Genomic DNA, 24,511 nt, shown 5'->3' with positions numbered 1-24,511 from the left:
AGAAGGTTCATATGAGATTAAAGAAAATTAGTAACAAAGCAATTGCTTACGCATGCGTCGGAACATTGGCGGTAAGCAGCTTGGCAGGGGTGAACTTTGCATCAGTAAAAGCGGATGAAGAGAGCGGAACAGAAGCAGAAGTTAATTCGTATAAGGAAGTTAGTATTCCATGGATGGTTAAGGAATATGATCCGGGCACAGATGGTGATTACAAATATCTTGCAGGAATTGATCTTGCAGCACTAGAATTGACTAGTGATTATAAATATTTACAACTCACATATACAGGCGATGCTACGGCATTTGATGCTTTAAGATTTGAAATGGCAGGAGCAGATGGCTCTTTAGGAACATATTGGTTTAAGGAAAACCCACAGGGAACAATTAAGACATCTGATGATACATTAGTTGCAGATCCTTCAGAAGAGGAACAGACAGCAGTAATTGATCTTGAAAAATTAGGAATTAGTGGTGCAGACTTAATTACTACGATTCATATGCATGATTCACCGGGAAATGGTAAGTTTACAATTAAGGAAGCTAAGTTTACAAACAATCCAAAAGAAGTTAAGTCGATTAGCATTCCATGGATGGCTAAAGAATATAATCCTGGAGAGGGAGAAGGATATCAGTATCTTGCAGGAATTGATCTTGCTGACCTAAATGTAACAAAAGATTACCAGTATTTACAGTTATCATATACAGGTGAATCTACATCATTTGATGAACTTAGATTTGAAGTAGTTGGAACAGATAAAGGATTAGGAACATTCTGGTTTAAAGAAAATCCACAGGGAACAATTAAGACAGTAGATGACACATTAGTTGCTAATCCAACAGAAACAGAGCAGACAGTTGTAATTGACCTTGCAAAATCAGGAATTACAAATGCTGAAGGAATTGCTACAATCCATATGCATGACACAAAGGGCAAAGGTGCATTTACAATAACAGACGCTCAGTTTACAAACACACCACTTCAGGTAGCTAAGACACCGGTAGAACCTGAAGAAACAACTCCAGAGGAAACAACACCTGATAATAATGGGGAAACAACACCGAAAACGACAACAGAAAAAGTAATTGCAGATGGAACAAATGATATTATTTTAAATGGTGATGATCAGGGTAAGAGTGCTATGATTGGAACTTACTCAATTAAGAAAGGCTCTGTAGAAAAACCAAATTACAAATATCTTGGATGGGCAACATTTAAAGACTTTGCAAACGAATCATACAAATACTTAAAGATTACATATACAGGTAATATTAAATTACTTAGATTTGAATTTGAAGGCAAAGGTGGAGAAAAACAGGGACCATTCTGGTTTGATCCTGAACAGGCAACTCATTTTGTAACAGAAGATGGTAGTGCAATTCCACTTGTTGGAAACAACACAACAGTAGTAATTAATCTTGCTAAATCAGGCGTTGATATGAGCAAATATAATTCAGGTGTACATATGCACTGCTCAGCAGAAGACGAAGATGTAAATATTTCAATTACAGACGCAGTGTTATATGGTGGAAAGAAGAGTGAACCACAGCCAACAACAACTGCAGCACCAACAACAAAACCAACAACTGTAGCACCAACAACAACTCAGGCAGCAAAAGTTTCAGTTGGAAAGACAGCTGTTAAGAGTGCAACAAAGAAAAAATCAGCAAAGAAAGCTTCTGTAGTACTTAAGAAAGTTAAAGGTGCAAAAGGATATCAGGTTAAAATTTCTACATCTAAGAAATTTAAGAGTAAAGCAACAAAGACAATCACAACTGCAAAAGTTAAATTTGTTGTTAAGAAATTAAAAGCAAACAAGAAATACTATGTTAAGGCTAGAGCATACAAAGTAGTAAACAAGGCTAAAGTTTATGGTAAATGGTCAGCAGTTAAACAGGTAAAAAATAAATAATAATAACAGTTAATTACTAGAAAGCCCTCACGTAATAAACATGTGAGGGCTTTCGTTTTAAAAGAAAGGGCAAATGAAAGTGAAGAAGGGAAAAGTTTTTACAGCTATATTGATGGGAATAGTAATGACAACAGGGGGAAATATGACAGAATTTAATACAGAAGTAAAGGCGGATATAAGTTCAGAATTTGAAATTCCTCAAGCAGATGAGGCAGGAAGAATTGGTGCAAGCATGCCCTATCTTAGATATGATTCAAAAGATGCAGAGATTGGAAATGGCGCAAAAATAGAAGAATCAGTAAAATCTGAACGAACAAAGATTGCAAGTCAGGCGTCACAACAGTCGTATGTAAGTCTGCCGGTTAAAAATTCATATGCAGAATGGACTGCAGTTAAAAGTGGTTCAGGTGTAACAATGAGATTTACAATGCCGGATTCAACAGACGGTAAAGGATTAACAGGTAGTCTTGATGTATATGTAAATGGAGAATTTTGTCAGAAAGTTGATTTGACATCTTATTACATGTGGCAATATTTTGCAGGTGGAAATCCAAGAGATAAAAACAACGGAGGAGTTCCGTGCTTTGCATTTGATGAAGTACATTTTATTTTGAATAAAACTTTAAATCCGGGGGACAAAATAAGAGTTCAAAACTCAGGAAGAGACAATTTAATTTATGGTGTAGATTTTGTTGAAATCGAAGAAGTTCCACAAACTATTGCACAACCTGCAAATTCTTTGAATGTCGTAGATTATGGTGCGAAGCCAAATGATGGAAAAGATGATTATAATGCAATAAGAAATTGTATAAGTGCTGCTAATATTCAGGGAAAAGATGTTTATTTTCCAGAAGGAACTTTTAATATAGGCAGAAAATGGACTTTTTATGGAAAGAACATAAAAGTTACGGGAGCAGGAATGTGGTATACAAACATTCAGTTCACAAACAGTAATGCGAATAGCGGAGGAATTGCATTTGCAGGAGAAAATTCATGTTATAATGTAGAATTTTGCAATATGTATATTAATTCAAATTTAAGCTCAAGATATAATGAACAGGCATCATATAAATGTTTTAGTGATGTTCCGGGAAATGGAAGTGTAATACATGATATTTGGGAAGACCATTTTGAGTGTGGATTTTGGTTAGGAGATTATAGTGGAACAGTTGATTATTCAGATGGAATGAAAATAATCAATTGTAGAATTAGAAACAATTTAGCTGACGGAGTAAATTTCTGTCAGGGTACAAGCAATAGTGTGGTATATAACTGCTCAATAAGAAATAATGGAGATGACGGACTGGCATGTTGGAATAATAATTATTTGTCAGCGAAAGATGAAACAGGAAATGTGTTTGCATATAATACAATAGACTTTATTTGGAGAGCCGGAGGCATTGCAATATATGGAGGAGATGGATTTAATATTTACAATAATTATATTTGCGATACATTCATGGCATCTGGAATTCATTTGAATACAACATTTGATGGATATAAATTTAATAATACGAAAAATATAAAATTCGAAAATAATACATTGGTAAGATGTGGAACATATAAAGATAGTTGGGGTAGTTCTTTAGCAGCTATAGATATTTCGCAAAATGTAAAGAATGTTTCATTTGTTAATACAAAAATATATGATGCATGGCACGATGGAATAGCTTTAAAGGACAACATACAAGGGATAAAATTTGAAAATACAATAATTTATGGAAGTGGAACTGCAGGACAGAAAGTGTCAGGAAATGTAGGAGCAGCAATTAAGACATCGGGAAGTCCGAAAGCTCAAATTGATAATATAAGTATAACTAACAGTGCTTATAATCATAATGACAAACCGTATCTTTTTACAGGAAGTTATAATGGAATTTCAATTTTGAACGAATTGTTGTATAATAATTTGGCTTATGAAGTACCGGGATATCCTGAAGTTTCAGATGTTACAAAGGATGAGGAGACAATAAAACCAGGTGATAACGAGACAACACCTGGAAATGACAACCGTAATGATACGGGAAATTTAATGAATTCGGGAACATCTTCGAATTCAGAAACAGTTTCAAATCAGAATGATGAGACTAAGAAAAAAATAACAAAGAATAAACCGGGAAAAGTAAAAATTAAATCTGTAAAAAAGACAAAAGGTAAAATGAAAATTACTTTGAAAAAATTAAGAGGGGTTTACAGGTATCAGATTAAAGTTTCAACTTCAAAGAAGTTTGTAGGCAAAAATACTCTTACTAAAAACTTAAAGGGGACAAAAGCGGTTTTCAAAAAAATCAATGTAGCAAAAAAGTATTACGTTAAGGCTAGAGCGTATAAAATTGTGGAAAAGAAAAGATTATATGGAAGATGGTCGGGGGTCGTATCTAAATAACCAACACAATTGCGAATAGTTGAACGTAAAACTTTAAATAAAATAAGAAGGAGAAGAAACATGAGAAAAAGTATTCAAAAGGTTTTATCATTTGCTTTAGCAGGGGCAATGGTATTACAACCTTTACCTTCAGCACAGAGTGTGTTTAAGGTAAACGCAGGGGTGGCTTCGGAATCAAAGTTTGATATTCCGCAAGCTGATGCAAGTGGACGTGTAGGAGCTAAGGTTCCTTACACAAGATATGATTCATTACAGGCGAATATTGGTGGCGGAGCACAGATTGCTTCATCAAAGAATTTCGACAGAATGAATATTGCAAGCCAGGCTTCGGAACAGTCATATGTAAGACTTCCTGGAAAAGGAGCTTACGCAGAGTGGACAATGAACACTACCGGAGATGGGGTTACAATGAGATTTACAATGCCTGATTCCAGTGATGGAATGGGACTTAAAGGCTCATTAGATGTGTATGTAAACGGACAGTACAAAAAGACAATTGATTTAACATCTTATTTTATGTGGCAGTATTTTGCCAGTGGAAATCCAAGTGATAATAATGATGGTGGAGTGCCATGTTTCGCTTTTGATGAAGTACATTTTAAATTAGATAACTCTTTAAAAAAGGGTGATACAATCAGAATTCAGAGCAGTGGAGCCAATGCTTTAGAATATGGTGTAGACTTCCTTGAAATTGAAGATGTGCCGGATGAAATTGCACAGCCGGACAATTCTTTAAATGTTGAAGATTTTGGAGCAGTTCCTGATGATGGACAGGACGACTATGATGCAATTTATCGTTGTATAGAAGAAGCAGACAGATCAAACATGGATGTTTATATCCCGGCAGGAACATTTGAAATCGGACAGGTTTGGAGATTATATGGTTCAAACATGAAGATTACAGGTGCAGGTATGTGGTATACAAATATTCAGTTTACAAATCCTGATGCCGGTGGCGGTGGTATTTCCGGTGGATGGCAGACAAGCGGTTCAAAGGATGGATATTGTAATAATATTGAATTTTGTAATATGTACATTAATTCAAATCTTAGATCACGTTATAATCAGCAGGCAGTATATAAATGCTTTATGGATGTATTCACAGATGGATCAGTAATCCATGATATTTGGGAAGAACATTTTGAATGTGGATTCTGGTTTGGTGATTACAATGGAAAAATGGATTACTCAGACGGAGTTAAAGTAATGGACTGTAGAATTAGAAATAATCTTGCAGACGGAGTAAACTTCTGTCAGGGTACAAGCAATGCAACAGTTTACAACTGCTCTATCAGAAACAATGGTGATGATGGCTTGGCATGTTGGAATAACAGCTGGGGCGGAGCTAAAAATGAATCTGGAAATGTATTCGCATATAATACAATTGATTTCATATGGAGAGCCGGTGGTATTGCAATCTATGGTGGTGATAATTTCAAAGTTTATAACAACTACATTTGCGATACATTTATGGCAGCAGGTATTCATTTAAATACAACATTTGACGGTTACAAATTTAGTGAGTGTAAAAATATGACATTTGATAATAACATCATAGTTCGTGCCGGATGTACAAAGGACAGCTGGGGTGAAGAACTTGGTGCAGTTGATATCAAGCAGGAAGTCAAGAATGTAACATTTAACAATACTCAGATTTACGATGCTCAGCATGATGGTATTAGAATTCTTGATAACTCAGCAAGCAATGTAGTATTTAACAATACTAAGATTTTAGGCTCAGGTATAGATGGTCAGCAGGGAAATTATTCATCAGTTCCTCATGCAGGTGCAGCTATCAGACTTGGAAGCTCATCATCAGCTACATTTAATGGAATCGAAATTGCAAATTCTGCATTTAAGAATACAGATGGTTCACCATATTTCTATACAGGTGGAACAGATTCATCATGTATAAAGAATGCAACAATCCATGAAGATGATGTTACATATACAGTACCTGGTTATCCTGAACCATATATTGATGGTGGACAGCAAGGTGGTGTTACAAATCCATTAGAAGGTATTACAGGATATGATATTGCTTTAACAGGTTTAACATGGAAAAATGAAAATGGCTCATCAGACCTTAAAAATGGAGATAAGGTTACATTCTCTGTTGCAATTACTAATACAAGTAATGTAGATATTCCTGAAGGAGTAACAATTGGATTCAAAGTTGTAGTTGATGGAACAACAACTTATAGAAATCAGAAATTCAAAGATGGTTTGAAAGCAAGACAGACAGTTAAACTTTCAACAACAGGTGCTTGGACAGCTTCAAGAGGAGGTCATACAATCGTTGCAACAGCAGATGATACAAATAAACTTCCAAATGAAACAGACAAGAACAATAATACAAGAACAAAGAAATTTAATGTTTATGGAGATGCAGCTACAAATCCTGTAACAAGAGTTTCAGGTGGATATGACTTAGTTGTATCAAAGATAGTTGCTAATAAGCAGGACATTGCTGTTGGAGATCAGTTAGTATTTACTGCAACAATTACAAATGCAGGTGATACAGCTATTCCGGCAGGAACAACTATTGGATATCAGTTACAGATTGATGGAAATACATCAAATATTTTATGGTGCGATACATATAATAGCGGATTGGCAGCAGGACAGTCAGTTGATTTAACAGTAAATTCTGGTTCAGCACAGAGAAATTACTGGACAGCTACAAGTGGAAAACATAGCATAATGGCATGGGTTGATGATGTTAATAGAATTCAGAATGAAGTTAATGAAGATAACAACAAATATACTATTTCATTAAATATTCCAACAGCATCAATGATTGAAAATCCTGATGCACCTGATGATTTAAACAATCCTGGACAGGTTGAAACAACAAAGCCGGTTGAAACAACAAAGGCACCTGAAACAACGACAAAACAGGCTGAAACAACAACAAAGGCACCTGAAACAACAGCTAAACCGGCTGAAACAACAACTAAGACACCTGAAACTTCAAGAGATACATCAGGAGATATTGTACTTAATGAGTTTATGAAAACATGGACAGTAGGTACAGGAAGCGGATATCAGTATATGGGTCAGGTAAATTACAAAGCACCTGCAGGATACAGATATCTTCAGTTGACATATACAGGTGATACAAGAGCATTTGAAGAACTTAGATTAGAATTCTTTACAGATATGAAGAATCCGTATTGGTTCAACAAAAATCAGGCAGTTAAGTTTGTGACAACAAGCGGCGATGTAGTTGAAGCTCCATCATCCACTGCAAAGACAGTTGTAATTGACCTTCAGAAATCAGGTTTAAATATTAACCAGACAAATACTGGTTTCCATATTCATAATACACAAGGATACGGAAGCTTCACAATTACAGATGCACGACTTTATAAAACAGCAGCTGTAGAACAACCAACAACAAAACCGGTTGAGACAACAACAAAGCAGGTAGAAACAACAACAAAGGCACCTGAAACAACAACTAAACAGGTAGAAACAACAACAAAGGAACCTGAAACAACAAAACCGGCAGAAGCTCCATCAATGGTTTCAGATAAAGTTATTGTACATGGATATCAGATGAGTGCTAAGTTCAACGGAGTAGAAGGAGATATGGGAATTCGTATCGTATATTCTGTAGAACCTGAAATTGATGGAAAGAAAGTAGAAAAAGCAGGTGTTATTTGCGGAATAGTATATGGTGACAACCCAATAACAAAGAATGACATTGTATTAAACAGCAAGAATTCTTATGTAGCAAGCTATGAAGCAACAGACAAAGGTTTAATTGGTGATGTAGTTGGCAATTCAAAGACAGCAAAGAATTATGTAAGAACATTTGGATTAAAAGATTACAATGCAGCAGGACTTTCAGCAACATATTACACAAGATCATATGCAATTTTAGAAGACGGAACAATTGCATACAGTGATGTAGAAGAATTCAATATTTATGAAATCGGAAAGAAGATTTACCAGAAGAGATCAATGGTAAATGAGGCAGCTCATAATTACTTATATGATAAGATTCTTAAGGTGGTAAATCCTGCAGAATTACCAATTGATTATAATTGGAGCAATACAATAGAAAAATAAATAAAAGATATTGAAAACGGAGGCTATCGCTTCAACATTTAGGTTGTTGAAGCGAAGCCTCTTTGTGTTATATATGGGACTTTATTATGAATCAATTTTAATGAAATATTTGTATAATTTTTGATGTAATACTTGTATGTTTTTTAATGAAATATTTGAAAAAATCACCGCAATATTTGTATGAGTTTAAGTGCAATATTCCAGGGTTTTGGTAGAACATTTTACACTAATATGATAAAATAAAATAATAACTTTATTTACAATTTAATAGTGTCAAATGCGTATAACAACACAAAGGGGTGATTATTATGACAAATGACAAAGTAAGAATTCATCAGAGAGTACAGGATGTAATGAACGTGGATGAACTGTACAATTATATTTACAGATATGTGCATGATAACAACATGGAACAGTCAATTATGGCATTGGAAATGGCGAATGAATGCCATAAGGAACAGACAAGGATGGAAGGTGGACCGTATATTATTCATCCGTTAACAATTGCAAGACATGCAATATCCTTAGGAATTAAAGAAGACAACATAATTGCAACGATGCTTTTACATGATGTGTGTGAAGATTGTAATATTTCGGAAACAAGTATGCCTATAAATGATATTGTTAAAGCTGGGGTAAAAGCAATGACATTTGAAGTTAAGCCAGGTGAGGATAAGGAAGAAGCAAGATTAAAATATTTTGCAAGGCTAATTGATAATAGAGAAGCAACGATAACAAAGATGTTTGACAGGTGTAATAATGTGTCGACAATGGCTTTAATATTTTCGAGAAAAAGACTCGTTAAGTACATTAATGAGACAGATAAGCATGTCATTCCTCTTATTCAACAGGCAAGGATAAGATATCCTGAATTCGAGCAAATATGCTTTGCAGTAGAATATCAGATGAATTGTATGTTAAACTCGGTAGAAATGTTATTAGAATTTAACGATTCAAAGAGAGTATAGACTATTAAATGTCTATATAGTTTACAGAAAACGGTATGCAGTTATAAATAAATGTGACGTGATTAAAATTTGTGCAAATAACTACCATTTCATAGCTGTAAAAAATATATATTTTAAATACCCCCTAAAATATAATAGTGAAAGGATTGCATAATGGATAACAACCAAAATATTGAGACAGAAAAAGTTCACAAAAGAAGGGTAAGATATAAAGGAACACACCCGAGAACGTATGCAGAAAAGTATAAAGAACAACAGCCTGAAAAATATGCTGATACAATAGAAAAAGTAATACGAAAGGGAAGTACTCCTGCAGGTATGCATATATCTATTTGTGTAAAAGAAATATTAGAATTTTTACAAATAAAGCCGGGGCAGAAAGGATTGGATGCAACTCTAGGATATGGTGGACATACATCAAAGATGCTCGAATGCCTTGAAGGAAATGGTCATGTATACGGATTAGATATAGATCCGATAGAAATAGAAAAAACAAAAAAGAGATTAGCAGACAAAGGATTTGGAGACAATATATTTACAGCTATTAATACTAATTTTGCAAATATAGATGAAGTGGCAAAAGAATACGGCCCATTTGATTTTGTATTGGCAGATTTAGGTGTATCATCTATGCAGATTGACAATCCGGAGAGAGGATTTACTTATAAATATGATGGCCCGCTTGATTTACGATTAAATCCGCATAAAGGAATTTCAGCAGCTCAAAGATTGGAAAATATCAGGGAAGATGAACTTGAAGGGATGTTTATTGAAAACTCAGACGAACCTTATGCCGCTGAAATTGCAAAGGCTATAGTGGAAAGGAACCGAAAAGGACAGAAAATAACAACAACACTTATGCTTAAAGATGTAATAGAAGAGGCATTATCTTTTATTCCACAGAAAGAAAGAAAAGAAGCAGTGAAAAAGTCCTGTGCCAGAACATTTCAGGCTTTAAGAATTGATGTAAATAATGAATTTGAAGTGTTATATGATTTTCTTGAAAAACTACCGGATGCAATGGCACCAGGTGGAAGAGTTGCGATTCTGACTTTCCATTCAGGTGAAGACAGACTTGTAAAGAAGGCATTTAAAGCCCTATATAAGCAGGGAATATTTTCAGAAATTGCAAAGGATGTAATAAGACCGTCTGCAGAAGAATGTAATATGAATCCGCGTGCAAGATCAACAAAAATGCGTTGGGCAATAAAAAATTAACAAATTAGTAAAATATTGTTTTGAGTATATAGAATATTTGTATTATAATGGAAAATATGTAAGAACGTGAATAGTTACATCGCACAATGAAAAATTGGAAATGATAATATAGTTGTGCGTAAAGGATAAAAGGAGGAGGAAATTAATGAATCCTATTATTTTAGATAAGGTAAGGGGTTGTATGTTAGGTGGTGCTGTAGGTGATGCACTTGGTTACCCGGTTATGAATCTTAACATTGATGATATTCGTAAAGAACATGGTGAAAATGGTATTAGCGAATATTTATTAGATGAAAATGGTAAAGCAGGAATATCAGATATAACACAGTTGTCGTTATTTACTGCAAATGGAATTTTATCAGGAAAGACAAAAGCCTGTAAAATAGGTACTGAGGGACCAGATGTTGCAACAGTATGTCAGGCATACAAAGATTGGGTTAAAACACAGGAAAGTGATAATACTAACGAAAGCCATACAACATGGTTATATAATATAGAAAATTTGCATAGTAGAAGACATTCATTAGAATCAGGAATAGATATTTTCAAAGGCGATTTTGGAAGTGTTGAAAAGCCTGAAAAGTTAGGAATGGATTTTGGAGCTATTACAAGAATCGCTCCTGTGGGACTTTATTTTAAAGAAGAAAATATGCAGATTGAAGAAATAGATGTGTTTGCTGCAAATGTAGCTGCATCTACACATGGATATGATGCTGCTTATATTTCAGCTGCAATATTAGCTCATATAATAAATAAAGTAACATATACGGAAATGACTTTAAAAGAAGCTGTGTCAGATGCAATGAACACAGTAAAAAGATTATGTGGATATAAACCACATGTTGAAAGCGTCATGGAAGGGTTAAGCAGAGCTGTTTCTTTAGCCGGTGACGATATAGATGATAAAGAAGCAGTATCAGAAATCGGTATAGGAAATAGTGCCGATGAAGTACTTGCAGCAGCAATTTACTTTAGTTTAAAGTATGAAGAAGATTTTGAAAAAGCAATCCATGCTGCTGTCAATAATGACGGTAAAAGCGGAGCAATAGCATCCGTAACAGGAAATATACTTGGTGCATATCTTGGAGCAAGAGCAATTCCTGAAAAATATTTAGAAAAATTAGAGTTACGCCATATAATCCAGATAATAGCAGAAGATTTACACGAAGATTGCCCGAATACAAATTATTTTGACAACTTCAATTGGATTTGGGAAGAAAAATATGGCGAAGCCTGTTATATTATTTAATAACTCAGAATTACAAAAAACTGCCTTCATGTTCGCATGTAAAGGCAGTTTTTCTAAGAAATCAAAGCCATAAGGAATGAGTCTTACAGGGAAGAAGCCGAATGGAAGGGGCAATACAGATTAATAAAGGAGGAAACAAAATGAACGAAGTTCATTTTTTATAAATGTTTCCGACGAATAGCCGCTGACCGAAGGGCGGGGCAATACAGATTAATAAAGGAGAATATGTTGGACGACAAATTAAAGCAACAAATATTTTTAGAAATAGCAATGCCTATTTGTACCAGAGAAAAAGTAATGCTTATGCATAAGTTTGTACAACATGGAAAAACAAGTTGCTTAGAACATAGCATAGCTGTAGCATACAATAGCTTTTTGATGGCAGAAGCCATGGGAACTGAATATGATAGGGAAAGTCTTATAAGAGGCGGCCTTTTGCATGATTATTTTTTATATGACTGGCATAAACCTCATGGAAGATGGCATGGATTTAAACACCCGGCAATAGCATTGAAAAATGCTACAAGGGATTTTAAACTAACAGAAATAGAAAAGAATCTTATAGTAAGACATATGTTTCCGCTAGTACCGATACCACCTAAAAATATTGAGGGTGGTATAGTATGTATGGTTGATAAGTGGTGCTCACTTAAAGAAACATTTTGTAGCGATATTTATAAAAAAGATGGAATGGTTCAGCAGATAATTAAAATAGTTGAAATTAAACTAAGAGAAGAAGAAACAAGAGAGTCAACGGTTAATATTTCACAGAGACATGTTGTTTTATAAAAATATACTTTTAGGCTGCAAATAACAAAAGATACAATAAAAAACAAAAGAGTGACTTTAAAGTTATTAATTGGATTAGTATTTTATGTAAAACAAATCTGAATGAAGCATTAGGAGGAATAGTATGGCAGGATTAGTTTTAGAAGGCGGAACATTCAGACCTATTTTTAGTTGTGGCGTAATGGATGCGTTATTAGATAATGGTATCGAATTTCCTTACGTAATAGGTGTATCGGCAGGAATAACGGATGCGATATCATACATTTCAAAACAGAAGGAAAGAAATTTACTGGTATTAGAAAAATATAGAAATGACAAAAGGTATATTGGAATAAACAATTTTAAGACTGATAAAAGTTTATTTGGTCTTGAATTTGCATATGGAACAGTTCCAAATGAATTAATGCCATTTGATATGGAAACATATAAGAAATACACAGGAAAGGTAAGAGTTGGTGTAACTAATTGTATTACAGGAAAAGCTGAGTATATGGATGGCATGGAAATGGATGATAAATATACAATGCTAAGAGCAACATGTGCAATACCCGGATTTTTCCCAACGATTAACATTAATGGAACACCATATTATGATGGAGGGATAGCTGACCCGATTCCGATACGTAAGTCTATGGCGGATGGAAATGAAAAAAATCTAATTATCCTGACACAGCCTTTAGAATATAGAAAAACATTAAATGCAAAGACTAAATTTGCAGCGAATCGTGTTAAAAAGAAATATCCTGAATTAGCAAATGCCCTATACACAAGACACATCAGATATAACGAGACAGTAGAGTATTGTCATAAATTAGAAGATGAGGGAAAGGCAATAATACTTCAGCCAAAGGTGAAACTCAACAGTTTTGAAAAGGATGTGAAAGTGTTGAGACAGACAAATGAAATGGGATATGAAATGGCTATGGACAAAATGGATTTAATAAAAGAATTAATAAAAAAATAAAAACATTTTTATCAAAAATAAGCGTAAAATTGTGTTTTTTCGACACTTTTTTGCGCCATTTTTTTTGCAAAAAAGGCAAAAACACCAAAATGAAAATTTTGAAATACCATAAAATAGTAAGGTATTTGTGCATAATCAACAAAAAAACAAATAAAATAGACATTTTTTTGATGATATATTGCAAAAAATGTTTTTAAATTCTAATATTTTAAATATAGAACGACATATATATTGGGAATATGTTGGGGGTCGGATTCAAAAAAGCGGGCAAGTCAGCCTGATATTTCGTGAGTTAATGCGTGTATTGAAAACTTTTTAATATACGCTTTATTTTTATCTTGGTAATTTAGAAAAATAAAAATTACCAAATAAATATGTATAGAGTTTTGAATTATTATTGAAAACCGTGGAGTGATAATAATAGAAATCAGAAAGGGTTTGTATTAATTATATTATGCGGAAAATGTTGAGATTATTAATTATATTTATGCGAGAAATATTGAGATTGGGCAAATATTTTACGTAATCGCAGAAAGTGAATAAAAACGCATAGCGCGTTTTTCATAAAAAATATGAAGGGGAGGTTTTTATTCAATGAAAACTAAAAATCTAAGGAAAGTGTCAAAAAGAGCAGCAAGCTTTGCACTTTCAGCAGCGTTGGTAGTTGGAGTAGTACCTGCGCAGAATTTAATGCCTACTGTAAAGGCAGCGGATGACAATACACCATATGTTATTTCGAACGGAAGAATGGTATATGCCAGCTCATCTGTAGAAAACAGTGATCCGTCTTATGCAGTGGATGGCTCAACATCGACAAGATGGGAAAGCTCATGGAACAACAAAAATGAATGGATGTACGTAGATATCGGAAAAGTTACACAGATTACAGGTGTAAAACTTATGTGGGAAGGTGCGTACGCAACAGCTTACAAGATTCAGTTTTCTGATGATGAAGAAAACTGGAGAGATGTTTACACAAACAATTCATGTAAGGGTGGAAACGAAACAATTGATTTAAGTGGCTCAGCAAGATATGTAAGAATTTATATGACAGATAAAGCTTTGGCTGCTTATGGATATTCATTATATGAATTTCAGGTTCTCGGATTAAACGGAGTTACACAGAGACCTGTAGATTACGGAAAAAATATAGCAGAAGGCAAGAATGTAACAGCTTCATCACTTAGAGATGTATGGTGGATGTATGATGACAAAGGAGTAATTAATCAGTCGACAGTACTTGCTAAGAATGCAGTAGATGGAAATATGAATTCATACTGGACATCAGGTGAAAAAGACAACCAGTGGTTGTGTGTAGATTTGGGCAGAAATCATGAAATTGGACGTGTAGTTATTAACTGGGCATCTGATGCAGGTAAGATTTATGATATTCAGACATCAACAGATGGAAATAATTGGACAACATTATACAGACAGACAAAAGGTTCAGGAAATAAAGTAGACAATGTAGAACTTTATGCTAATGCACGTTATGTAAGAATGTATGGATATACAAGAGTTGAAAATGGAAGTGGATTTAGTATAAATGAATTACAGGTATACGAATATAAAAATGGAGATAAGAAGGTAACACACAATATAGAAGCGTTACCACAGTCTCAGGTAAAGAAAACTGCTAATAATAAAGGAAGCTATTTGTCAAATGATATGTACGAAGCAAAAGCTAAACTTCCGGTTTATGCAGCAGATAATATTAAAGTTCCTGTTGAAAGTAATGACTGGTGGCAGTCAATCTTAATCAACAAGTTTGGAAACATGTTATCAACACTTCCATTAAAGACAAAATATTCAACAAAGGGACTGGGAGTTTTAACTGCTACAGAAGGTTGGCTTCCTGCAATGGGCGAGACAGATGTAAATGTTTCAGTAGTTTCAGAAACAAAACCTGATTTTTACATTATGCCTGAGAATCTTGATACAGCGTCAGCATGTGACAAAGTCATGGATTACAGTGATTACTCAGTAAAAGTTGGTTTATGTGATGATAATCATGTAGCAATGCAGTCAACACATGTAAAAGGTTCACCATATATTTTTACTGAATATGGAACAACAAGAACAATTTATGTTTCATCATCAGCTGATGCACAGTGCTTTGATGCAAATGGAAATGCCATTTTAGCAAATAATCTTGATAAGATTACAGCTGACCATATCGGACTTCAGGTTACAGATGATGATAATAAGAACGGTACAAAGAACTCAACAAGTTATTATTGTTTAACAGTACCTGAAAATACAACATTTAAGAAAATCGGAAGTTATATTAAAGTAACATTCCCGGCAGACAACGGATATATGTCAATTGGTACAATGCAGGCAAAGAACCAGTTAGAAACATTCTTTGCACATGGATATGCATTTGTAACAGATACAGCCGTAACATATGATTATAGTGATGACAATGCAAAGATTAATTCACACTATAACTTAACAACAACAGTAAAGAGAAATGGATTTTCAAATGAATCTATGTTATGTATGCTTCCTCATCAGTGGAAAAATTCAACAGATGATAATAACGCATTCACAACATATACTTCAGTAAGAGGTGATTTAAAGACAATCATTTCAAATAAATTTACTACAACAAAAACATTTGCAGGTCTTATTCCAACATTTGCGATTCCATCAGGAAGTGATTTCGACAGTGAAGAAGCACAGATGTATTTAGCACAGTTAGATGATGCAACAAAGAATTTAAACCCTGCAGCAGATGCTTATTGGGAAGGTAAGAATTTACATCCGTTAGGAATGGGAGTTCTTATGGCTGACCAGTTAGGGGATACAGAATTAAGAGATGAATTCCTTGCTAGAATTAAGAAAATTCTTGTTAACTGGTTTACATATGATGGTAAAGATGACATTAGTTATTTCATTTATGATAACAATTGGGGAACACTTTATTATGCACAGAGTGAATTTGGTGCAAATGCTTCAATTTGTGACCACCATTTCACATATGGATATTTCATGTTTGCTGCTACAGTATTAGCAACATATGATGAAGAGTTCTACAACGATTACAAAGAAATGATTGAAATGTTAATCAGAGATTACGCAAATCCATCTGATACTGATAGTGAATTCTGTAGATTCAGATCATATGATTTATATGAAGGACATTCATGGGCAGGCGGATACGCAGACAATGATTCAGGAAACAATCAGGAATCAGCAAGTGAATCATTATTCAGCTGGGTAAGTTTATACTTATGGGGAACACTTACAGGAAATGACACATACAGAGATGCAGGTGTATTTGGTTTCTCAAATGAAATGGATGCAGTAGAACAGTACTGGTTCGATTATGATAAAGATAACTGGGTTAAAGAATGGCCATATGATGTAGTAGGACAGGTTTATGGTGGAATTAACTTCTACGGTACATTCTTCGGTGGACAGCCATTATATGTATATGGTATTCAGTGGTTACCGATTTCTGAATATTTAACATACTATGGTATGAATCAGGCAAGATGCGCAGAAATTTATCAGGGATTATTAGATGATACAGATACAGCTATGAAGAAAGCTGTTATCGTAGCTAGAAATGAAGGAAAGACTGAAGAAGAAATTCAGACAATGTTAGATACATATCCACAGGCAGATACAGGTTGGCAGCATATTACATGGCCATTCTTATCACAGACAAATCCAACATTGGCATTACAGAAATTCCTTGCAAATGATGATAAGGTACAGAAAACAGATACAGCAAATACATACTGGTTCATTAACAGTATGAAAGAATTAGGAACAAAGACAACTAATATTGTAGCAACAGGAGATTGCTCAGCAGCAGTTTACTACAATAAAAATACAAATAAATATACTGCTACAGTATGGAACCCAACAAATGATACAAAGAAAGTAACATTTAAGAACGCAAATGGAACAACTTTAGGAACAGCAACAATTGGTGCAAAAGCATTAGTAAGCTTTGAAGTATACAAAGATAAGAAATTTGATATTACTCAGGCTCAAACACCTGAAATTTCAGTTCCAACAGGTACATATGATGATACACAGTATGTAGAAATTAAGTCATCTACAGAAGGTGCAACAATTTACTACACAACAGATGGAACAAGACCAACAACTTCATCAAAAGTTTATGACGGCATTATTCCTGTATCAAGTACATCAACAGTAAAAGCAATAGCAGTAAAAGACGGATACATTACATCAGCAATGGCATCTTCAACAATTACAGTAAATGGTGCAGAAGTATCAAAGAATACTAACATCGCATTAGGAAAGAATGTAACAGTATCTTCAAGTGAAAACCCATCAATAGGTGGTGACAAGTTAGTAGATAATGATGGAACAACAAGATGGTCATCAGAATTTACAGATGATCAGTGGTTCAACATTGATTTAGGTGGAAATTACACAATCAACAAAGTAACACTTGATTGGGAAGCTTCATATGCAACAGCATATAAGATTCAGACATCAGTGGACGGAAATAGTTGGAATACAGTTTACAGTACAACATCAGGAAAAGGAGGAGATGAAGAAATTGTATTTGATGCAACGACATGCAGATATGTAAGATTTCAGGGCGAAAAGAGAGTAATGCAGTATGGATATTCTCTTTGGGAAGTTGGAGTATATGAAGCAAAGAAGGTTGAACAGCCATCATTTAGCTTAGCTTCAGGAAATTACTCAGGAAATAAGAAGTTACAGATTAGCAGTGCAACAAAGGGTGTTGAAATCAGATATACAACAGATGGTTCTACACCAAATGAAAATTCAAAACTTTATGTACCAAGCATTACTTTAAATAAGAATACAACAATTAAAGCAATAGCATACAGAAAAGGAATGATTGCTTCAGAAGTTACAACAGCTACTTACACAATTAATGGTGGAAGTACAACAGAACCTGAACAGCCAACAGAACCTTCAATTCCTGAAGAAGGAGAATCAACATTAGTTAATGTTGCTAAAGGAAAAACAGCATCAACATCAGGAACAGAGACAGATGCAATGGCAGTGGCAAATGCATTTGATGGAGATGAAGGAACAAGATGGTCATCAAATTTTGCAGATGATGCATGGATTGCAGTAGATTTAGGAAAGACATATGCAGTTAGCAAGGTTGTACTTAACTGGGAAGGTGCATATGGAGAATCATATAAGATTCAGACATCAACAGATGGAAAGAATTGGACAACAGCAAAGGATGTAACAGGAAAGAACGGAGGTATAGATACAATTACATTTAACACAGTAAATGCAAGATATGTAAGAATGCAGGGTGTTAAGAGAGGTTTACCATATGGATATTCATTGTGGGAAATGGAAGTATATGCAACTGTTAAGGAAACTGCAGAATATGGCGTAGTTTCTAAAGGAAAAACAGCATCAACATCAGGAGCAGAGACAGATGCAATGGCAGCAGCAAATGCATTTGATGGAGATGAAGGAACAAGATGGTCATCAAATTTTGCAGATGATGCATGGATTTCAGTTGACTTAGGAAAAACATATGCAATTGATAAGGTTGTACTTAACTGGGAAGGTGCATATGGAGAATCATATAAGATTCAGACATCAACAGATGGAAAGAATTGGACAACAGCAAAAGATGTAACAGGAAAGAACGGTGGTATTGATACAATTACATTTAACACAGTAAATGCAAGATATGTAAAAATGCAGGGTGTTAAGAGAGGACTTCCGTATGGATACTCATTATGGGAAATGCAGGTATACGGAAAGTAAAATACTAGATTAAAGGACAGGTATTAAAGAGGCTTCATGGCATGAAAAAGGGCTATGGGCCTCTTTTATATAATTATATTAGGAAAATTGGAGGGTAAAAAATGAACAGGAGAAAGTTAGTGTCAATGGCACTTTCTTTAATGATGGTTACCGCATCATTAGGAACAATTAACGGAACAGCTTCGGTAAAAGGAGCAGACACATGGAGAAGTAGTTTATATCCGAGTAACTGGACACCCGGATACATGAACAGTAGCGGACAGTTTTTACAGGATTTTTCATATGCAGGATATGAAAAAGGTGAAAAAGAAGTTCCAACTCAGATGAGTGGAATGTATGTAAATGTAGTAAATTATGGAGCTGACAGTACAGGAGCGAAAGACTCAACAGCAGCAATTCAAAATGCAATCAACGCTGTTGAGGCAGCAGGTGGTGGAACAGTATATCTTCCGGAAGGAACATACAAGGTAAAGCCAACTACTTCAAATTCAGCAGCTTTAAGAATAAAAGGCAGCAACATCTTATTTAAAGGAGCAGGAAAAGGAAAGACTTTTATAAGATGCTATGCGGAAAATATGAGATATAGTCAGGTTATTAATGTATCTCCAAATGGAGGAACATGGAATAGTGCTGACGATGGAAATTATTATAGCTTGTCACAGAACATACCAAAAACACCAACAAATAAAATTCATTTGAGTAATGTTGGTAATTTAAAAGCCGGTGACTGGGTAATTATTAGAAGTGACAGAACATCTGCATGGATTAATGAGCATCAGATGTCAGGATTCTGGTCAGCAAATGTAAATCCTACAACAATGGGAACAACATTTTATAGACAGATAACAGCAGTAGATAAGAATAGTAAGACAATTACAATTGATATCCCTACAAGATATTATATGAAAACAAGAGACAATGCCAGAGTTTATAAAGTAACTCCAAAGCAGCAGAATGTAGGATTGACAGACTTTTCCATTGGAAATAAAGCCAACAGCAAGACAAATGGAACAGGAGCATATGATGCAAATAATGCATTTTTGATTAAATTTGCATTAAATGTAAACTGTTTTGCAAAGAATATTTCTACATATCAGGCAGGAAATGCAAGTCAGATTCATATGATTTCAAATGGACTTGATTTAAGTCAGTGCAGAAGTATTACAATCGACAGTTGTGATTTTAGCCATCCACAATATGAAGGTGGCGGTGGAAATGGATATGGAATGAATGTTTGTTCACAGGAAGCATTAATTAAGAATTGCTCATCGACAAGTGCAAGACATAGTTTTTCATTTAAATATGCATATGCAAATGGAAATGTAATTTATCACTATACATCAACAAATCCAAAATACGGAAGCGATTTTCATATGTATTTAAGCATGTCTAACCTGATTGATAACGAAGAACTTAATGGTGACTTTGTTGAATCAAATGTAAGACCATATGGTGGCACTGCAGGAAACAGACATGGTTATACATCAACAGAAACTGTATTCTGGAACACAAAAGGAAATTATTATAAATCAGGAACAAATTATATTATTGATTCAAGACAGTTTGGAAATGGTTATATTATAGGAACTCAGGGTGCTGCAACTAATGTTAAGACAACACCTACAACGATGTCTTCACAGTACGGAACTGTAAATACAGCACCGGAAGACTATAAAGAAGGAATTGGAAAAGGAGCAACATTATATCCACAGTCACTTTATTACGATCAGCTTGAAAAGAGACTTTCGAAATCAAGTGGTGGAGAAACAGTAACAGCAAAGAAAATCCCGGGAACAATTAATGCAACAGAGTATGTAAGTGCTACATCAGGAATAACAAAGAACACATCTACAACACCAAATTATGTAGGAAACCTTGTTTCAGGATCTTCACTGGAATATAAGGTTAATGCAGCTGATACAGGAACATATAAGGTTAATATAGGTTTGGCAGCAGGAGACACAAAATACAATGCAAAGAACATTACAGTAAAAGTTGATGGAACAAATGCGATAAATGTACCGGTTATAGGAAGTACAAGTTGGACAGAATTTGTACAACACAATTTACAGCTGACATTATCAAATGGTGAACACACAATTGCAATTAGTTCAGTTGATGGAGCAGTTAATATTGGAGATATTGTATTTACTAAGGAAGTAGTAAAAGAAGAAGCGACTAATGTAGCTAAGGGCAAAAATGTTACAACTTCAGGAAATGAAAATAATGAGTTTGCAGGTAGTAATGCAGTAGATGGAAATAAAGATACAAGATGGTCATCAAATTTTGCAGATAATGCATGGATTGCAGTAGATTTAGGAAAGACATATGCAGTTAGTAAAGTTGTACTTAACTGGGAAGCAGCATATGGAGAAGCATATAAAATCCAAATATCAACAGATGGAAATAACTGGACAACAGTAAAGGATGTAACAGGAAAGAACGGAGGTATAGATACAATTACATTTAACACAGTAAATGCAAGATATGTAAGAATGCAGGGTGTTAAGAGAGGTTTACCATATGGATATTCATTGTGGGAAATGCAGGTGTTAACAAAATAATGCTTTGCAGAAAAAACGGATAATGCCGGTGTTACAATTATTGACATTAACCAAATAATACTTTGAAAAATCATAGGAAGAAATTTAATTATCTTATAAAATAATTTCTTATCCTTCACCCCATTTGGGCAGAGTACAATTTACCCAAATGGGGTATTTTAATTTGACAAAGAAATTAATATTCTCTATACTCCATATAGTAGTAAATTAACAATGATTTATATATTGCCCCGAAGCCTGTTGATATTAAGAGAAAGAGCATTTGTCCCCGTAGGTTCAATGTTTTGCCATGTGGAATGATTAGAACCAAAGGTTCTAAAGTCAGACCATATGGCAAAACGTTAGAACCGCTACGAGGGACAAGCAGCGCGAGCGTTCTTTCGTTAATATCAACGGGCTTCGGGGCAGATAATGAATAAACATAATTGAATATTAAAATGGAGAGAAAAATGTATACAAAAATAGTGGGAACAGGAAGTTATCTTCCAAAGAAAGTATTAACAAATGATGATATAGCACAGCTTGTAGATACAAATGATGAATGGATCAGGGAAAGAACAGGAATACAAAGCCGTCATATAGTCGAAGACGAAACTACGGTTACTATGGCATCAATGGCAGCAAAGGATGCACTTGAAAATGCAAATTTGCAACCTGAGGATATAGATTTAATAATAGTAGCAACTGTTTCAGCAGATAATCTTTTGCCTAGTACAGCATGTAGCGTTCAGAAGGAGTTAGGGGCTGTAAATGCAACTGCATTTGATATAAATGCAGCATGCTCAGGATTTTTATTTGCACTCAATACAGCAGATGCGTACATAAAAACGGGCATGTATAAAAATGCACTTTTAATTGGAGTGGAGACTTTGTCAAAAATCGTAGACTGGAATGACAGGGGAACATGTATTTTATTTGGTGACGGAGCAGGTGCAGCAGTTGTTGCAGCAAGCAAAACACCGGGGATTTTAGCAGGAATACAGGGCGCAGATGGAGCAGGCGGAGATGTATTAGCGTGCAAAGGACGTGAAAACAATAATCCTATTGTGAAAGGAGATTTGACACCGGGATATGTCTCAATGGAAGGTCAGTCAGTATTCAAATTTGCAGTAAAAAAAGTTCCTGAATGCATAGATGAAGTCCTAAATAAGGCAGGAAAGAATATAGATGATGTTGAATTATTTGTGCTTCATCAGGCAAATTTAAGAATTTTAACTTCTATATCAAAGAGAAAGAAAATACCTATGGACAAAATTCCTGTAAATCTGGATACATGCGGAAATACTTCTGCGGCAAGCGTACCGATACTTTTAGATAAAGTAAATAAAGAAGGAAAAATTAAAGGAAACGATTTGATTTTACTTGCCGGATTTGGTGCCGGATTAACTTGGGGAGCGGCACTTATACAGTGGTAAAGTTTTTTATCAAGGAGGAAACAAAATGAACGAAGTTCATTTCCTATAAAAGTTTCCGACGAATAGCCGCCGACCGAAGGGCGGGGCATTACATAATTTATATACAGTAATTTAATGAAATAATGGGATTAGGTAAAATGAAACAACATACACATAGAAAAGAATTTGTAAGGGGAATAAAAAATGGAATACCAATAGCCATGGGATATCTGGCTGTGGCATTTACATTAGGAATAGCGGCGAAAAAAGCAGGAATTACAGCATTTCAAGCAGGATTAACAAGTTTTGGACTTCATGCATCAGCGGGAGAGTATATTTGCTTTACTTTGATTGCAGCTCATGCAGGTTTAATAGAAATGGTTGTTATGGAAGCGGTTGCAAATGCAAGATATTTGCTTATGTCATGTGCATTGAGTCAGAAAATCCCGGCAGACACACCAATTTGGAAAAGGCTCATAATGGGATATTTTATAACAGATGAAATATTTGGAGTGTCAATACTGACAGACGGGAAATTAGACCCATATTATAATTTCGGAATGGCAGCAGTTGCGTCACCTGCATGGGTATTTGGAACTGTATTTGGCGTAGTGCTTGGAAATTTTCTTCCTGTTTCAGTGGTTAGTGCATTAAGTGTAGGTTTATATGGAATGTTTATAGCAGTCATCATACCTCCTGCGAGAAAGAATAAAATAGTTGCAGTATTGATAATAATAAGCTTTGTTGCAAGTTACATATTTAATAAATTAGCATTATTTTCAGCTATATCAAGTGGTATGAAAATAATAATACTTACAGTAGTAATTTCACTTGGAGCAGCAATTTTGTTCCCTGTAAAGGAGGAAAAATAATTGAACAGTAAAATATATATTTACATATTTGCAATGGCTCTTGTTACATATCTGATAAGAGTGCTTCCTCTTACATTAATAAGAAAAGAGATAAAAAATCAGACATTAAAGTCATTTTTATATTACGTCCCATATGTAACATTGGCAGTAATGACGTTCCCGGCAATTTTGGATTCTACGCAGAGTACGTTATCTGCAATCATAGCACTTATTACTGCAGTTGCACTTGCATGGTGGGGAAGAAGTCTGTTTCAGGTGGCAGTTATCAGTTGCGTAGTAGTGTTTGTAGTAGAATTTGCTGAAAAAATATTAGATATACTATAAGGAAAAAAATATCGGAGTTATGATAATGCGTAGTAAAAAATA

General features: G+C 34.6%; 13 protein-coding genes. All 13 read left to right on the top strand.

What is annotated here, in order from left to right; all coding sequences use genetic code 11:
• Positions 1-11: 11 nt before the first annotated feature.
• Positions 12-1,910, top strand: a complete 1,899-nt coding sequence (locus N5B56_RS11040) for a hypothetical protein (RefSeq protein WP_260978949.1) — start codon at positions 12-14, stop codon at positions 1,908-1,910.
• A 73-nt stretch (positions 1,911-1,983) separates the two neighbouring features.
• Complete coding sequence (locus N5B56_RS11035) at positions 1,984-4,296, top strand: right-handed parallel beta-helix repeat-containing protein (protein ID WP_260978948.1); 2,313 nt, start codon at positions 1,984-1,986, stop codon at positions 4,294-4,296.
• Between the two features lie 60 nt (positions 4,297-4,356).
• Positions 4,357-8,373 (top strand): CARDB domain-containing protein, encoded by a 4,017-nt coding sequence (locus tag N5B56_RS11030; protein WP_260978947.1) that lies wholly within the window; start codon positions 4,357-4,359, stop codon positions 8,371-8,373.
• A 308-nt stretch (positions 8,374-8,681) separates the two neighbouring features.
• Positions 8,682-9,341: an HD domain-containing protein gene (locus N5B56_RS11025; protein ID WP_022088843.1), complete on the top strand. Its 660-nt coding sequence runs from the start codon at positions 8,682-8,684 to the stop codon at positions 9,339-9,341.
• Positions 9,342-9,494: 153 nt separating this feature from the next.
• Positions 9,495-10,559, top strand: coding sequence for a 16S rRNA (cytosine(1402)-N(4))-methyltransferase RsmH (gene rsmH / locus N5B56_RS11020; protein ID WP_117908346.1), 1,065 nt, complete (start codon positions 9,495-9,497; stop codon positions 10,557-10,559).
• Positions 10,560-10,704: 145 nt separating this feature from the next.
• Positions 10,705-11,808, top strand: a complete 1,104-nt coding sequence (locus N5B56_RS11015; protein WP_022088845.1) for an ADP-ribosylglycohydrolase family protein — start codon at positions 10,705-10,707, stop codon at positions 11,806-11,808.
• Positions 11,809-12,033: 225 nt separating this feature from the next.
• A complete protein-coding gene (locus tag N5B56_RS11010; protein WP_117908351.1) occupies positions 12,034-12,597 on the top strand; it encodes an HD domain-containing protein in 564 nt (187 codons plus the stop codon).
• Between the two features lie 124 nt (positions 12,598-12,721).
• Entirely contained in the window at positions 12,722-13,561 is an 840-nt protein-coding gene (locus N5B56_RS11005; RefSeq protein ID WP_117908353.1) for a patatin-like phospholipase family protein, read from the top strand.
• Positions 13,562-14,155: 594 nt separating this feature from the next.
• Positions 14,156-19,315 carry a discoidin domain-containing protein gene (locus N5B56_RS11000; protein WP_260978946.1) on the top strand — a complete coding sequence of 1,720 codons (5,160 nt, stop codon included), beginning with the start codon at positions 14,156-14,158 and terminating at the stop codon, positions 19,313-19,315.
• 101 nt (positions 19,316-19,416) lie between these two features.
• Positions 19,417-21,879, top strand: a complete 2,463-nt coding sequence (locus tag N5B56_RS10995; RefSeq protein ID WP_260978945.1) for a galactose-binding domain-containing protein — start codon at positions 19,417-19,419, stop codon at positions 21,877-21,879.
• 449 nt (positions 21,880-22,328) lie between these two features.
• Positions 22,329-23,294 carry a beta-ketoacyl-ACP synthase III gene (locus tag N5B56_RS10990; RefSeq protein WP_260978944.1) on the top strand — a complete coding sequence of 322 codons (966 nt, stop codon included), beginning with the start codon at positions 22,329-22,331 and terminating at the stop codon, positions 23,292-23,294.
• Positions 23,295-23,431: 137 nt separating this feature from the next.
• Positions 23,432-24,145, top strand: a complete 714-nt coding sequence (locus N5B56_RS10985; protein WP_022088851.1) for an AzlC family ABC transporter permease — start codon at positions 23,432-23,434, stop codon at positions 24,143-24,145.
• Positions 24,146-24,469 carry an AzlD domain-containing protein gene (locus tag N5B56_RS10980; protein ID WP_022088852.1) on the top strand — a complete coding sequence of 108 codons (324 nt, stop codon included), beginning with the start codon at positions 24,146-24,148 and terminating at the stop codon, positions 24,467-24,469.
• The last annotated feature ends 42 nt before the right edge of the window (positions 24,470-24,511 follow it).

It is taken from the genome of Eubacterium album, assembly GCF_025336545.1.
GTDB lineage: Bacteria > Bacillota > Clostridia > Lachnospirales > Lachnospiraceae > Eubacterium_U > Eubacterium_U album.
The sequence above is the reverse complement of the archived record's forward strand: the minus strand, read 5'-3'. Positions and strand labels throughout refer to the sequence as shown.